Origin of the sequence: Streptomyces sp. R41 (assembly GCF_041053055.1) — a bacterium.
In the GTDB taxonomy this organism is placed as follows: domain Bacteria; phylum Actinomycetota; class Actinomycetes; order Streptomycetales; family Streptomycetaceae; genus Streptomyces.
Map to the genome: position 1 here is coordinate 4,099,237 of NZ_CP163443.1, position 13,607 is coordinate 4,112,843.

Sequence of the window (13,607 nt, forward strand, 5' to 3'; positions counted from 1 at the left end):
CCGCCCGAAACCCGGGATTTCGCACGAACTCGAATGTGTGCAGGACTCGAATGGTGCTCAGGAGAAGAGCCGCCGCCATGTCTCCGGCCCCGGATAACCGTCCGCCGCGCCGCCGCGCCAGCCCTGGGAACGCTGGAACGCCTCGACGTTGCGCCGGTCCGCCTCGCCCCAGCGCGGTCCGGGACCCGTTGTGTAGTACTTGCCGAACCCTTTCTTCATCAGCTGCTTTCCGAGCCGGGTGACGTACGCGTTGTGCGCACCCGGCCGGAACATCGCGCGCCCCGGATAGCCGGACACCCCGTGCGAGGAGGCGCCCGAGGTATCCGTGGAACCCTCCGCGGAACCCTTCGTCCCGGGAGACCCCTCGGCCTCGGAGTCACCCGTCGCCGCGCCCGGAATGTCCTTGCCCTTCTTCCCCACCAGGTACGACCACGTCTCGGGCCCCGGGAGCCCGTCCGCCTCCGCTCCGGCCCAGCCCTGCGCCCGCTGGAACGCCCGGGTGGCCTGCCGGTCCGCGTCCGACCAGCGCGGTCCCGGGCCCGTGGCGTAGAAGCGGCCCGCGCCCCGGTCCACGAGGAGGCGGCCCAGTTGGGTGACGTATGCGTTGTTCGCGCCGGGGCCGAAGTACGCGTCCCCCGGGTAGCCGGTGTTCTGCGCGTCCGACGAGGCCGCGCCCGCGCCGCTCATACCCTCGGTCAGCCCCTTGTACCGGTAGGCCACATAGCGGTCCGAGTTGCTCCAGTACGCGTACGGGGTGGCCTGTTTCCGGGTGTGCGGGCGGGTCTGCTCGTACGCGAGGTAATAGCTGTGCGTGTAGTCCGTCCAGCCGCCGAAAAGGACGACGTGCGAGCCTCTCTCGGGATCGTCGGGATTGTGGAAGAGGAGAATGTCGCCCGGCTGCAGCTGATCGCGGGAAATCCGCACGCCGAAGGTGCTCAGGCTGCCCGTCCATTCGTTTCCCGGCAGGCCCCAGGCCATCGAGACGAAGCCGGAGCAGTCCTGTCGGTACCCGTCCGGCCGGTACGCGTACATGTCGTACGGCACCCGCGCGGCCACCCACTTCTTGGCCCGGTTGACGATCTCGGCCCGGGTGGTCGTGGGCGCCTCGGCCACGGTCGAGGGCTTTGCGGGTTTCGCCGGTTTGCCGCCGGGCCCGTGCAGCGGGGCCTTGCCGCCCTGCGGGGTGTCGGGCTCGTCACCTGCGGGAACGCCCGGCCGGGCGGGTCCGTGCGCGACCGCGACCGCCGGCACCGACTGGCCCACGCCGAGGACGGTGCCCGCCGCCGCGGCCAGGACGAGCGCCTTGCGGGCCGCCGGATGGCCCAAGGGCCCCGAGAGCGAGGAATACGGCATGACGCGTCGCCAGTGAACGCATCCGGGGCAGTCGCAGTCGCTCGCGGGATCGAACTCCTCGAATACCGGAGCCGCCATGCGAATCCCCTCACACTCCAGGTGGAAATGTCCGCAGTTCTGCACAGTCGTCAGTTTCTCAACCCTCCTCCGGTGTCGCATGTTGACGGTCCGAATGATGTACAGGACCCCTCCGACCTGGTCCGGAGAGCCTCCCCGGTGGTCCAGAGCACCCCACCCGGTCGGATAGAGTTCTCGGGTCAGCCGGCGCCGCTAGCTCAGTTGGTTAGAGCAGCTGACTCTTAATCAGCGGGTCCGGGGTTCGAGTCCCTGGCGGCGCACCGACCGATGGGGGCCCTCGCAGCTGCGAGGGCCCCCATCGCCGTACGCGCACGCCGACCCCAACCTCGTACACGCGTCCCAATGAGCGCGTATGACCGGTTAACACCGCGTTTCGCATCTTGCGATCAAGATGGACGGCGTAGAACCCTGGGCTTCAAGGGACTGTCGATACATGACAGTTGGGGGCTTGGCCGGTTGCGGGCATGGGGGGTTGGGGGCCCCGTTCATGGACAGATGTCGAGGGGGGCATCATGCAACCGGAAGGTCGTCGTTCCATGTCTATAGGGTGTGGATGATGTGGTGACGCTGGCCTGCCAGTGATGCGTCCGTGACGGTCGAGGGGGACCCGAGCGGACGACAGAAACCGACGAACACGCACCTGACCGTGCGTGCGGGGGGATGACTCATGACGTCGACGCCGACGGGCGCCCGGCAGAACTTCGACCCGTCAGAGACGACCCAGCTCAGGGTGCCATCGCACCGGACGGGCGGCTTCCGGAGGATAAAGAAGTCTCTTCCGAGATACGACTACGAGCACTACAGCCGGCTCGCGGGCCCCCTCACACAGCCCGACCCGAACAAGCCGTACAAGGTGCAGTACCGCTCGCTGCTGTCGCAGGAGCCGCACCGCATAAGGGCCGCGCTCATGCTGGGCGCCGCGCCGCTGCTCTCGCTGATCCTGCTCGGCTGGCTGCTCCAGCCCGAGCACTGGACCGAACGCGACTATCCGGCCTACGACTTCCTGCCGGCCCTCGACATCGTGATGCTGGTCTCGATCGGTCTGATCGAGTTCTTCCGCTGCATGAACGTGCTGTCGAACGCGCACGCCACCCTGGTCGCCCGCGACCCCATCCCGGTGGTGCCCGAGACCGGCACCAGAGTCGCCTTCCTCACCTCCTTCGTGCCCGGCAAGGAACCCCTCGCCATGGTGACGAAGACCCTGGAGGCGGCCGTCAAGCTGCGCCACCGGGGCCTTCTGCACGTCTGGCTCCTCGACGAGGGCGACGACCCCGAGGTGAAGGAGGTGTGCAAGCGCCTCGGCGTGCACCACTTCTCCCGCAAGGGCGTCGCGAAGTGGAACCAGGCCAAGGGCCCGCACCGCGCCAAGACCAAGCACGGCAACTACAACGCCTGGCTGGAAGCGCACGGCGACGACTACGACTACTTCGCCTCGGTCGACACCGACCATGTGCCGCTGCCCAACTACCTGGAGCGGATGCTCGGCTTCTTCCGCGACCCGGACGTCGGCTTCGTCATCGGCCCGCAGGTGTACGGCAACTACGACAACCCCATCACCAAGGCCGCCGAGTCCCAGCAGTTCCTCTTCCACGCGCTGATCCAGCGGGCCGGCAACGCCTACGGCGCGCCGATGTTCGTGGGTACCTCCAACGCCGTACGCATCAAGGCGCTGAAGCAGATCGGCGGTCTGTACGACTCGATCACCGAGGACATGGCGACCGGCTTCGAGATCCACCGCCACAAGAACCCGGCCACGGGCAAGAAGTGGCGCTCGGTCTACACCCCGGACGTACTCGCGGTCGGTGAGGGCCCGAACGCCTGGACGGACTTCTTCACCCAGCAGCTGCGCTGGTCCAGAGGCACGTACGAGACGATCCTCAAGCAGTACTGGAAGGGCTTCTACTCGCTGCCGCCGAGCAAGCTCTTCAACTACACGATGATGATCATCTTCTACCCGATGTCGGCCCTCAACTGGATCCTCGCGGCGCTGAGTTGCGCGCTGTTCCTGGGCCTGGGCGCCTCGGGTGTGAACATCGACCCGACGGTCTGGCTGATGCTGTACGGCAACGCGTCCGCGCTGCAGATCGGCCTGTACATCTGGAACCGCCGCCACAACGTCTCCCCGCACGAGCCCGAGGGCTCGGGCGGCGTGGCCGGCATGGTGATGTCGGCGCTCTCCGCGCCCATCTACGCCCGGTCCCTGATGGACGCCGTGCTGCGCCGCAAGAGCAAGTTCGTGGTGACGCCCAAGGGCGATTCGGCGAGCCCCGACACGCTGTTCGGGACCTTCCGGATCCACCTGTTCTTCATTCTGGTCTTCGCCGGCTCCATCGTCGCCGGTGTCATGCTCGGGCACTCGCACCCGGCGATGATCACCTGGGCCACCTTCGCCCTGCTGATCACCGCCTCGCCGATCTTCGCGTGGCGCTGGACCCTGCGCCAGGCGAAGAAGAAGCCCCCGGTCCCGCCCGAAGCCGTGGCCGTTCCTCCGCAGGCCTCCGTGCCGCAGCAGGAGCAGCACGCCCCGCATGCGCCGCAGCACAAGCCGACTTGGGCCGCGACCGGCGGGAACGACCAGACGATGCAGATCACCCTTGGGGGACGTAACAAATGAAAGACGGTGCCCGCCGCCGCCGTGCCCGCCGCCTCGCGATAACCGGGGCGGTGGTGGTCGCTCTGGCCGGGATGAACGGGCCGTGGCTGTATCGCTTCGGAACGGACAAGTACCACCAGTACACGATCAACAAGCCGGAGTACAAAGCCGCCAACGGCCACTGGGACATCATCGATTTCCCCCAGCAGTACCGGCTGAACACGATCCACGCGGCCCTGCTGCACACCGGCAAGATCCTGCTGATCGCGGGCTCGGGCAACAATCAGGACAACTTCGACGCGAAGAAGTTCGACACGCGCATCTGGGACCCGGTCAAGGGCACCATCAAGAAGATCCCGACGCCGGCCGACCTCTTCTGCACGGGCCACACGCAGCTCGCCAACGGCAATCTGCTGATCGCCGGAGGCACCAAGCGGTACGAGACGCTGAAGGGTGACGTCACCAAGGCCGGCGGCCTGATGGTGGTCCACAACGAGAACCCGGACAAGCCGATCACGCTGCCCGCGGGCACCAAGTTCACCGGCAAGAAGAACGGCAAGACGTTCGTCTCCAAGGACCCGGTGCTCGTACCGCGCGCCAAGAAGGTCTTCGACAAGGCGACCGGCACGTTCCTGCGCAACGACCCGGGCCTCGGCCGCATCTACGTCGAGGCGCACAAGAGCGGCCAGAAGTACGAGACGGGCACCCAGGACAACTACCGCATCCAGGGCCTGACGGGCACGGACGCCCGCAACACGTACGGCATCGCGCAGAAGCTCGCCCTGGACAAGAAGGACTTCCAGGGGATCCGGGACGCATACGAGTTCGATCCGGTCGCCGAGAGGTACATCAAGGTCGACCCGATGAACGAGGCCCGCTGGTACCCGACGCTGACCACCCTGTCGGACGGCAAGGTCCTCAGCCTCTCCGGTCTCGACGAGATCGGCCAGCTGGTCCCGGGCAAGAACGAGGTCTTCGACCCGAAGACCAAGAAGTGGACCTACACCAAGGGCATCCGGCAGTTCCCGACCTACCCGGCGATCTCCCTGATGCAGAACGGCAAGCTCTTCTACTCGGGCTCGAACGCCGGTTACGGCCCCGACGACGTCGGCCGCGACCCCGGCGTCTGGGACCTGGCCAGCAACAAGTTCACCAAGCTCAAGGGCCTCAGCGACCCGAACATGATGGAGACGTCCGGCACGGTGCTGCTGCCGCCCGCGCAGGACGAGAAGTACATGGTGATCGGCGGCGGCGGGGTCGGCGAGTCCAAGCTGTCCAGCAAGAAGACCCGGCTCATCGACCTCAAGGCCAAGAACCCGAAGTTCGTCGACGGGCCGGAGCTGGAGAAGGGCACCCGCTATCCGCAGTCCTCGATCCTGCCCGACGACACCGTGCTGGTGTCCGGCGGCTCCGAGGACTACCGCGGGCGCAGCGACTCCAACATCCTCCAGGCGCGGATCTACAACCCCACGTCGAACACCTTCGACCGGGTCGCGGACCCGCTCGTGGGCCGCAACTACCACTCGGGCTCGATCCTGCTGCCCGACGGCCGCGTGGTGTTCTTCGGCTCCAACTCGCTCTACGCGGACAAGGCCAACACCAAGCCCGCCACGTTCGAGCAGCGCATCGAGATCTACACACCGCCGTACCTCTTCCACGGCTCGCAGCCCTCGCTCTCGGGCGGCCCGAAGACGATCGCCCGCGGCGCGTCCGCGACGTTCACCTCGCAGCACGTCACGTCCATCAAGACGGCCCGGCTGATCCGGCCGAGCGCGTCCACCCACGTCACCGACGTCGACCAGCGGTCCATCGCGCTGGACTTCAAGAAGACGAAGAGCGGGATCACGGTGACCGTTCCGAAGAACCGCAACCTCGTCGAGTCCGGCTGGTACATGCTGTTCGTGACGGACGACCAAGGGACACCGAGCAAGGCCCAGTGGGTCAAGGTGCCTTGATCTCTTGAGTGGTACGTGACGGGGGGGCGCCCTCCGCCGGACCTGAACCCGGCGGAGGGCGCCCCCCCCGTCACGTACGGGCCGCTACTTGGAAGCCTTCGCGAGCTTCAGCGCGTAGTCCGCCCACCACTGGCCGGCCTTCGGCCCGCCCTTGCACGTGCCGTCCGACTCGCCGGGCCGCTTGATCCACAGGTACGCGTCGACGAGCGGATCGGCGGTCTTGGTCGTCGGGGTCTCGCCGAGCGCGCGGCCCGGCGGGTTGCACCAGTTCTCGTCCGCCTTGCCGCCCGTGTACGGGCCGTTGCCGTTGCGGCTGGTGTCGATGACGAAGTGTTTGCCCCCCACCTTCGCGGACAGCTGCTTGCCGTACGCGATGGAGTCCTGGGTCGAGTAGAAGTTGGAGACGTTGACGGAGAAACCGTCGGCCTGGTCGATGCCCGCCCACTGGAGCGGCTGGAAGATCTGGTCGGGGTGACCCCAGCCCGCGTTGCCCGCGTCCAGGTACACCTTGGTGTTCTTCAGGGCCTTGAGCTTGGCGATGGCGCCCTTGAGGAGGTCGTAGCGCTCCTCGTGGTATTCGTCCGGGGTGCACTGGTTGACCAGGTGCAGGATCGCGTCCGGCTCCAGGATGACCGTGGCCGGCCGGTCCTCGATGCCCTTGGCGACCCCGTCGATCCAGGTCCGGTAGGCGTTGCCGTCCGCGGCGCCTCCTTGCGAGAACTGGCCGCAGTCGCGATGCGGGATGTTGTAGAGGACCAGGATCGCGGCGCGGTCGGCCTTCTCGGCGGCCTCGGTGAAGCCGCGCGCCTCCTGTTCCGGATTCTCCGGCCCGATCCACTCACCGGTCGGCTGCTCGGCGATCTTGCGGATCTGCTCGGCGTCGTCCTTTTTGCCTGCCTTCACAAACGCGGAGACCTGCTCGGCCGCGTTCCCATCCGGATTGACCCAGAACGGGTCCGAATTCTTGGGCTGCTGTGTGACCTTGGAACCGGAACCGTCGCCCTTGTCGCTGTCGCCCCCGGAGGAGAAACACCCGGCGAGCAGCAGTGCCGCCCCCGCCACCGCAACGGACGCCCGTGCCCCGGCCCCCCTCGTGCCGTACATCCAACTCCCCCTTGGGTGCACCGTCCTAAGTCTCAATCCTGACATACGTCTCGCGCCGCCCACGAGGTCGCCCGACGTTGTCGGAGAGCTGTTACAGCCCTGGCCCTCCGGGTAGGCGCGGCTGAGCGAGGGAGACGGGGGACAAAAGAATCGGGGTACGGGACATGCACCACGGCAGCCGGGAAATGCTGCTGGCGTCGGCCCTGCTGGAAGCCTCGGACACACTCTCCGACGCTTTCGACGTCGAGCACTATCTGCAGCGCCTGTCCGATCACTGCGTGGAGATCCTCGGCGCGCGGGCCGCCGGGATCATGCTGATCGACGGCGGCGAGGAAGTGTCGCTCGCGGTGAGCAGTCGCCAACAGGAGGTCGCGCTCGACCTGTTGGCCGTCCAGCACCACGGCGGTCCCTGCCTCGACAGCTACGGCACGGGACGGCCCGTCCCGCCCATCTCGATCCGCGTGGCCCATGCCGCCTCCCGCTGGCCCGACTTCACCGAGCGGGCGCTGCGCCATGACATCGCCGCGACCTTCGCGGTCCCGCTGCGCCGCCGCGAGACACTGCTCGGCGCGCTCAACGTCTTCGTGCCCACCCTCCCCGAGCACGAGCCCGAGGAGGACGGGAGCGTGCGGCTCGCCCAGGTCCTCGCCGACGCGGCGGCCGTCGGGCTGCAGAACCACCGGCTGTACGCGCAGTACCGCACCCTGGCCGAGCAGTTGCAGATGGCCCTCTCCAGCCGCGTACGCATCGAACAGGCGAAGGGCATGCTCGCGGAGCGCTGGGGCACAGGGGTCGATCAGGCCTTCATGACGCTGCGCCAGTACGCGCGCCGGCACCGGCTGCCGCTGGACGAGGTCGCGACGGGAGTGATCGACGGCTCGGTGGACCGGGACGATCTGGGGGGGGCGGGCCGCCGGAGTCTTCGTGAGGGCTCCAGCGGGGGAGGGCGACTTCGACAAAGGCACCTTCCACCTGCGCGGATGACACACAGCCATCGGTTGTCGACATGGCGTCAAACAACCTCTAGGCCGGAACGCTCATCCGTTCTACAGTTGCCTCAAACGGCCCCAGCCCCCGGCCGATTGCGCCGTCCGCCCACCCCTCGCAGACGGCCCCCCAGAACCTCCCGCGCCGGTCGCCGGGTTACTCCCGCAGCCCGTGCGCGCGCGGTCGAGGACCAGCCCGGTCGGCGGTTTCGGGGGGAGCGGGCCGTCGACCGGGCCAGGTGCGGCTCGCGGCTCGCTCACGCTCACGCTCACGCTCACGGCCAACGTACGGCCTGCGGCTCACAATCCGCTTCCGGTGAGGTACGCCGACACGATCACGTTCGCCGTATAGGTGCGGCTCGCGCGGTCGAACGTGCCGCCGCAGGTGATGAGCCGCAGCTCGGCCCGCCCCGACTTGCGTACGCCGTACGCCTGTTGGGCGTCGAAGTCGTCGCGCGGGAGCACTTGGACGTCGTCCACGGTGAACTCGGCGACCGTCCCGTCGTCGCGGATCACGCGGACGCTCTCGCCCGGCCGAACCGTGCTGAGCTTGTAGAAGACCGCGGGCCGGGTCTCGGTGTCCACGTGCCCCACGAACAGCGCGGTCCCGGCGGCCCCCGGTTTCGCCCCGGCCGCGTACCAGCCGACCACGCCGGGCTGGTCGAACGGCGGCGGATCGATCGCGCCCTGCGCGTCGAGCCCGCGGGCCACGACGGGTGCCTGCACCCCCATCGACGGGATGTCGATGCGCTGCGGCCGCGCGCTGCCCAGCGGCTTCACCGCGGGCGGCAGTCGCACCTCCGGCGGCCGTCCGACGGCCGCGATGTCCCCCGTCGTGGTCGGCGCCGATATCCCCTGGCGCAGATCCGTCGCCTCGCGGCCCCACAGCCACAGCCCGAGCAGCAGCACGACCCAGGCGACACCGGTGATCAGGCGCCCGCTGCCGGAGGAACGCTCCCGTTCGGACATGTCAGTCGCGGCTGTCGTGGCCCCGGCGTGCGCTGCGCACCGCCACGGCCACCGCGGCGACGCTGGCGAGGACCAGGCCGATCACCGCCTGCTTGGTGCCGGGGCCGGTCGCCTTGGCGTCCACGGAGGCGAAGTGCGCGGTGCCGCCGCCGCCCGCGTGCACCGGCGCGACCGGCGAGGCGGCCGCGGACGCATTCGAACTGCCTTGCGGTGAAACGGTGACGGTGCCCTTGACCTTGCCGTCGTCGCCGTCGCAGCTGACCTTGATCTCGTACGTGCCGGGCGTGAGCGAGGTGGGCACGCGCGTCTCGCCGAGGAGCGCACCGCCGCCCTGGCCGGTGAGCTGCGCGTCCGCCACGAAGGCAGCCGACTTCGCGGTGCCCTCCTGGCCCGTGCAGCCCGTCGCGCGCAGCTGGATGTCGCTGCCGGGGGCGGGGGACGACGGCGCCACCGAGACGCCCGCGTCGGCCGCGTACGCGAGGGGTGTGCACGCGGCCGCGACCACCGCCCCGGCACAGAGAGTGAGTCGCATAGAGCGCATCGTGAACCTCCAGATACCTGGAGACTCCCCCTCGGGGCGGTGGGGCGCATCTTCAGAGGGGCGCGACTGCTCCGTACGAGTTGTGAATGGTTTACCCGCGGTCGAGCCGGGGTCGACCGGCTCCGCGCTCCGGATCCCGCCCGGTGGGCGCCCTAGACCCGGTCGACCAGGTCCGCGATCGAGTCCACGATCTTCGACGGACGGTACGGGTACTGCTCGATCTCCTCGGGCGTGGTCAGCCCCGTGAGCACCAGGAACGTCTCCATTCCGGCCTCCAGACCGGCCAGGACGTCCGTGTCCATACGGTCGCCGATCATCGCGCTGGTCTCGGAGTGCGCCCCGATGGCGTTCAGACCGGTCCGCATCATCAGCGGGTTCGGCTTGCCCGCGAAGTACGGCTGCTTCCCGGTCGCCTTGGTGATCAGCGCGGCGACCGCGCCGGTGGCGGGCAGCGGGCCCTCCGTGGACGGGCCCGTCTCGTCGGGGTTGGTGGCGATGAAGCGGGCGCCGCCCTTGATCAGCCGGACCGCCTTGGTCATGGCCTCGAAGGAGTACGTACGGGTCTCGCCGAGGACCACGTAGTCCGGCTCGTGGTCGGTCAGGACGTACCCGATGTCGTGCAGAGCCGTGGTCAGGCCCGCCTCGCCGATGACGTAGGCCGTGCCGCCGGGGCGCTGGTCGTCCAGGAACTTGGCGGTGGCCAGGGCGGACGTCCAGATGTTCTCGACCGGGACGTCCAGGCCCATGCGCTGAAGTCTGGCGTGCAGGTCACGGGCGGTGTAGATCGAGTTGTTTGTGAGCACCAGGAAGGGCCTGCCGGACTCCCGCAGCCTCTTGATGAAGGCGTCGGCGCCGGGGATCGGCACACCCTCGTGGATGAGCACACCGTCCATGTCGGTGAGCCACGACTCGATGGGCTTGCGCTCTGCCATGTGCTGGGTCTCCTGCCGTCCTGGCGTACGTACGCACACGATCCGGGGGCGCCGGAACGACGCTGTGCCGACGGCCCCCAGCCTAGTCAGGCCCGCATCGTCCCGACCTGGTCAGGTCTGCTTGATCGGGACTCCCGGCCCGGTCGGCTCTGCTTGATCGCGACTCCGTCGATCGCCCCGTACCAGTTGTGCACCCGGCAACGCCCTTGGTGGTTCGAGGGGCGTTGCCGGGTGGAGCGCTGTGCGCGGGGTGTCAGCTGCCGGTGGCCGACTTCCAGTCCTCGACGTACGACTGGAGGTTCTCGTCGATGTCGGCCCAGTCCGGCTCGAAGATCTCGACGCCGCCCATGAGCTTGGTCAGGGCGATGGCGTTCGCGTCGGTGGCCTTGACGTCCTTGCGGGCGGAGAAGCCGCCGCCGATCTCGCTGACCTGCTGCTGGGCCTTGGCGGAGAGCATGAAGTCGAGGAGCTTCCTGCCGTTCTCCGAGTGCGGGGCCTTGGTGACGAGCCCCGCGGCGTAGGGGAGGGCGAAGGTGGTGGGCTTTCCGGCGGCGTCGGCGGCCTTGTCGGTGGCCTGCGGGAACCAGATGCCCAGGTTCGGCATGTCCTTGGACTGCGCGTAGTTCATCTGGACGTCGCCGTTCGCGACGAGGAGTTCGCCCTTGTCGACCTTGGGGGCGAGCTTGCCGGTGGAGGCGGACGGGCCGACGTTGTTGGCCTGGAGCTTCTTCAGGTAGGCCAGCGCCGGCTCCTTGCCGCCGAAGTCGTGGATCGCCTTGATGAGCACGGCGGTTCCGTCGCCGGCGACACCGGGGGTGGAGTACTGGAGCTTGTTCTTGTACTTCCCGTCGAGCAGCTCGTCCCAGGTGGTGGGCGCCTGCTCGAGCTCCTTCTTGTTGTAGACGAAGCCGAAGTAGTTGTTGACGACGGAGGTCCAGGTGGCGTCGGCCGCCTTGTCGGCGCCGTCGACCTGGTCGGAGCCCTTCGGGGCGTACTTCTGCAGCAGCCCCTTGCCGTCGGCCTGCTGGATGAACGGCGGCAGCGTGACGAGGACGTCGGCCTGCGGGTTGGTCTTCTCGCGGACGGCCCGCTGGACCATCTCGCCCGAACCCCCCTCCACGTACTTGACCTTGATCCCGGTCTCCTTCTCGAAGTCCTTGAAGACCTGGTCGTACCAGCCGTCGCCGTTCTCGCCCTTGAGGCCGTCCGCGCTGTAGACGGTGACGACCTTGGCGTCGGAGGCGGCGGAGTCGCCGCCGCAGGCTGTGAGGGAGGAGGCGAGGGCCAGGCTGCCGAGGACGGCGGCGATCGGCCTGAGGCGCGTGTTTCTGGGCATGGCGAGGCGAACTCCTTGCGTTGCGATGTGTGTTGGGGGGCGGGATTACCGGTACGAGGCCTTGGTACGGATCCTCGAAACCGCGAACAGGACGACGACCGTGGCGGTCATGAGGACCACGGCGAGGGCGGAGCCGGTGAAGAGCGCTCCGCGGTCGGTGGCCGCGTAGATCTGGACCGGCAGCGGGGTCCAGTCCGGCGGGTAGAGCATCATGGTGGCGCTCAACTCGCCCATGGACAGGGCGAAGCAGAGCCCCGCGGCGGCGGTCAGCGACGGCAGCAGCAGGGGCAGCCGCACCCGCCACAGCACGTACGAGGGCCGGGCGCCGAGCGAGGCCGCGGCCTGTTCGTACGCCGGGTCGAGTCGGACGATGGCAGCCGACACCGACTGGTAGGCGAACGCCGTGACAAGAACGGTGTGCGCGAGGACGACGATCCACCGGGTGCCGTTGAGCAGCATCGGCGGCTTGGAGAAGGCGACCAGGATCGCAAGGCCCACGACGACCGAGGGCACGGCGACCGGCAGCATGAACAGGGTGTCCAGGACGCGCCTGCCCCGCTTCCCGAGCCCGTGCGCGGCGAGCGCCGCCCAGGTGCCGACGAGCAGCGCGAGCAGGCTCGCGGTGACCGCCGTGACCAGGCTGGTGGTCAGTGCCTGGAGTGATTCGCCGCGGGTGGCGGCCGTGTAGTGCCCGGTGGTGAAGCCGGACGGGAACGCGCTCGACCAGTTCGTGGCGAACGACGCGGCGAGGACGACGAGCAGCGGCAGGGCGAACAGGGGCAGGAAGAGTACGAAGAAGACGGCCCAGGTGGCCCACTTCCCCTTGCGGCTATGCACCAACACGGCGGCTCACCACCCGGTAGAGGCCGTAGAGCCCCACGGAAATAAGGACGTTGACGACGGCGACCACGCACGCGCCCGGATAGTCGGACTCCAGGATCGCCTTGCTGTAGACGAGCATCGGCAGGGTGGTGACCCCCTTGGCCCCGGTGAACAGCACGATCCCGAACTCGTTGAGGCACAGGACCAGTACGAGGCTGCCGCCGGCCGCGAGCGCGGGCAGCGCCTCGGGCAGGATCACCTGCCGCACGATCCGAGCGGGCCGCGCCCCGAGGGAGGACGCCACTTCCAACTGCGCGGTGTCGATCTGCGAGAAGGCGGCCAGCAGCGGCCGCATCACGAACGGGGTGAAGTACGTGACCTCGGCGAGCAGCACACCCCACGGGGTGGTGAGGAACTGGAACGGCCCTTCCGCAGCCCCGGTCGCGTCCGTCCACAGCCCGTTCGCCATGCCCACGGTGCCGTAGATGAACAGCAGCGCCAGCGTGATGAGGAAGGAAGGGAAGGAGAGGAACACGTCGATGAACCTGGCCACCGCCTTCCCCCCGGGAAACGGCACGAACGCGATGACCAGGGCCAGCACGAACCCGAGCACGAGACACCCGACGGTCGCCCCCACCGCCAGCCACACGGTGGTCCCGAGCGCCTCCCGAAACGCGGCAGAGGCGAACACGTCACCGTAGGCCTGCGCGGACGTGCCACCCGTGTCCGGCTGAAAGGACTGCTGGACGACGAGGGCGAGGGGGTAGAGGAAGACGAGCGAGAGGACGGCGACGGGGGGCAGGGCCCACAGCAAGTTGGACGTCAAGCGCTGTGGGCAATCGTTCCGCAGGGCGGTGGGGGTCCCCCCGCTCGAGCGAAGCCGAGAGTGAGGGAGGGTGGGCACAGCCACCGCCGCCGGGTCACTTGCCATCAGAGGT

General features: G+C 68.6%; 10 protein-coding genes, 1 tRNA gene and 1 pseudogene. 4 read left to right on the forward strand and 8 right to left on the reverse strand.

All coding sequences use genetic code 11. The features are described 5' to 3' along the window. Positions 1 to 57 precede the first annotated feature (57 nt). The gene (locus AB5J53_RS18855; RefSeq protein WP_369246829.1) at positions 58 to 1,431 is read right to left on the reverse strand and encodes a peptidoglycan-binding protein; all 1,374 of its coding nucleotides are present in this window, start codon (positions 1,429 to 1,431) and stop codon (positions 58 to 60) included. 186 nt (positions 1,432 to 1,617) lie between these two features. Between AB5J53_RS18855 and AB5J53_RS18860 the strand changes: the two genes are divergently transcribed. The 3 genes from AB5J53_RS18860 to AB5J53_RS18870 all read left to right on the forward strand — a co-directional run bounded on the left by AB5J53_RS18860 (position 1,618) and on the right by AB5J53_RS18870 (position 5,979). Next, a tRNA-Lys gene (locus AB5J53_RS18860) sits at positions 1,618 to 1,691 on the forward strand. Between the two features lie 407 nt (positions 1,692 to 2,098). Further along, a complete protein-coding gene (locus AB5J53_RS18865) occupies positions 2,099 to 4,045 on the forward strand; it encodes a glycosyltransferase family 2 protein (protein ID WP_369246830.1) in 1,947 nt (648 codons plus the stop codon). Beyond that, complete coding sequence (locus AB5J53_RS18870; RefSeq protein ID WP_369246831.1) at positions 4,042 to 5,979, forward strand: galactose oxidase-like domain-containing protein; 1,938 nt, start codon at positions 4,042 to 4,044, stop codon at positions 5,977 to 5,979. Before AB5J53_RS18865 ends, AB5J53_RS18870 begins: the two co-directional genes overlap by 4 nt. 84 nt (positions 5,980 to 6,063) lie before the next feature. Here the strand turns inward: AB5J53_RS18870 and AB5J53_RS18875 are convergent, their stop codons facing one another. Further along, on the reverse strand, positions 6,064 to 7,083 hold the full coding sequence (locus AB5J53_RS18875; protein ID WP_369246832.1) for a glycoside hydrolase family 6 protein: 1,020 nt from the start codon (positions 7,081 to 7,083) through the stop codon (positions 6,064 to 6,066). A 185-nt stretch (positions 7,084 to 7,268) separates the two neighbouring features. Between AB5J53_RS18875 and AB5J53_RS18880 the strand changes: the two are divergent. Continuing rightward, positions 7,269 to 7,895 (forward strand): annotated as a pseudogene (locus tag AB5J53_RS18880) (GAF and ANTAR domain-containing protein); the annotation flags it as partial. A 474-nt stretch (positions 7,896 to 8,369) separates the two neighbouring features. Here the strand turns inward: AB5J53_RS18880 and AB5J53_RS18885 are convergent. The 6 genes from AB5J53_RS18885 to AB5J53_RS18910 all read right to left on the reverse strand — a co-directional run bounded on the left by AB5J53_RS18885 (position 8,370) and on the right by AB5J53_RS18910 (position 13,573). After that, positions 8,370 to 9,038 (reverse strand): class F sortase, encoded by a 669-nt coding sequence (locus tag AB5J53_RS18885; protein WP_369246833.1) that lies wholly within the window; start codon positions 9,036 to 9,038, stop codon positions 8,370 to 8,372. A 1-nt stretch (position 9,039) separates the two neighbouring features. Continuing rightward, positions 9,040 to 9,579: a hypothetical protein gene (locus AB5J53_RS18890; protein ID WP_369246834.1), complete on the reverse strand. Its 540-nt coding sequence runs from the start codon at positions 9,577 to 9,579 to the stop codon at positions 9,040 to 9,042. Positions 9,580 to 9,731: 152 nt separating this feature from the next. Beyond that, complete coding sequence (locus AB5J53_RS18895; protein ID WP_369246835.1) at positions 9,732 to 10,511, reverse strand: HAD-IIA family hydrolase; 780 nt, start codon at positions 10,509 to 10,511, stop codon at positions 9,732 to 9,734. A gap of 253 nt (positions 10,512 to 10,764) precedes the next feature. Beyond that, positions 10,765 to 11,847, reverse strand: coding sequence for a 2-aminoethylphosphonate ABC transporter substrate-binding protein (locus tag AB5J53_RS18900; protein ID WP_369246836.1), 1,083 nt, complete (start codon positions 11,845 to 11,847; stop codon positions 10,765 to 10,767). Between the two features lie 45 nt (positions 11,848 to 11,892). Then, positions 11,893 to 12,690 carry an ABC transporter permease gene (locus AB5J53_RS18905; protein WP_369246837.1) on the reverse strand — a complete coding sequence of 266 codons (798 nt, stop codon included), beginning with the start codon at positions 12,688 to 12,690 and terminating at the stop codon, positions 11,893 to 11,895. After that, complete coding sequence (locus tag AB5J53_RS18910; protein ID WP_369252320.1) at positions 12,677 to 13,573, reverse strand: 2-aminoethylphosphonate ABC transporter permease subunit; 897 nt, start codon at positions 13,571 to 13,573, stop codon at positions 12,677 to 12,679. Before AB5J53_RS18910 ends, AB5J53_RS18905 begins: the two co-directional genes overlap by 14 nt. Between the last annotated feature and the right edge of the window lie 34 nt (positions 13,574 to 13,607).

What these genes read in the sequence shown, in the direction of transcription:
- AB5J53_RS18870 (WP_369246831.1), top strand. Translation starts at nt 4,042, where the DNA reads ATGAAAGACGGTGCCCGCCGCCGCCGTGCCCGCCGCCTCGCGATAACC.
- AB5J53_RS18890 (WP_369246834.1), bottom strand. Translation starts at nt 9,579, where the DNA reads ATGCGCTCTATGCGACTCACTCTCTGTGCCGGGGCGGTGGTCGCGGCC.
- AB5J53_RS18865 (WP_369246830.1), top strand. Translation starts at nt 2,099, where the DNA reads ATGACGTCGACGCCGACGGGCGCCCGGCAGAACTTCGACCCGTCAGAG.
- AB5J53_RS18895 (WP_369246835.1), bottom strand. Translation starts at nt 10,511, where the DNA reads ATGGCAGAGCGCAAGCCCATCGAGTCGTGGCTCACCGACATGGACGGT.
- AB5J53_RS18900 (WP_369246836.1), bottom strand. Translation starts at nt 11,847, where the DNA reads ATGCCCAGAAACACGCGCCTCAGGCCGATCGCCGCCGTCCTCGGCAGC.
- AB5J53_RS18855 (WP_369246829.1), bottom strand. Translation starts at nt 1,431, where the DNA reads ATGGCGGCTCCGGTATTCGAGGAGTTCGATCCCGCGAGCGACTGCGAC.
- AB5J53_RS18885 (WP_369246833.1), bottom strand. Translation starts at nt 9,038, where the DNA reads ATGTCCGAACGGGAGCGTTCCTCCGGCAGCGGGCGCCTGATCACCGGT.
- AB5J53_RS18875 (WP_369246832.1), bottom strand. Translation starts at nt 7,083, where the DNA reads ATGTACGGCACGAGGGGGGCCGGGGCACGGGCGTCCGTTGCGGTGGCG.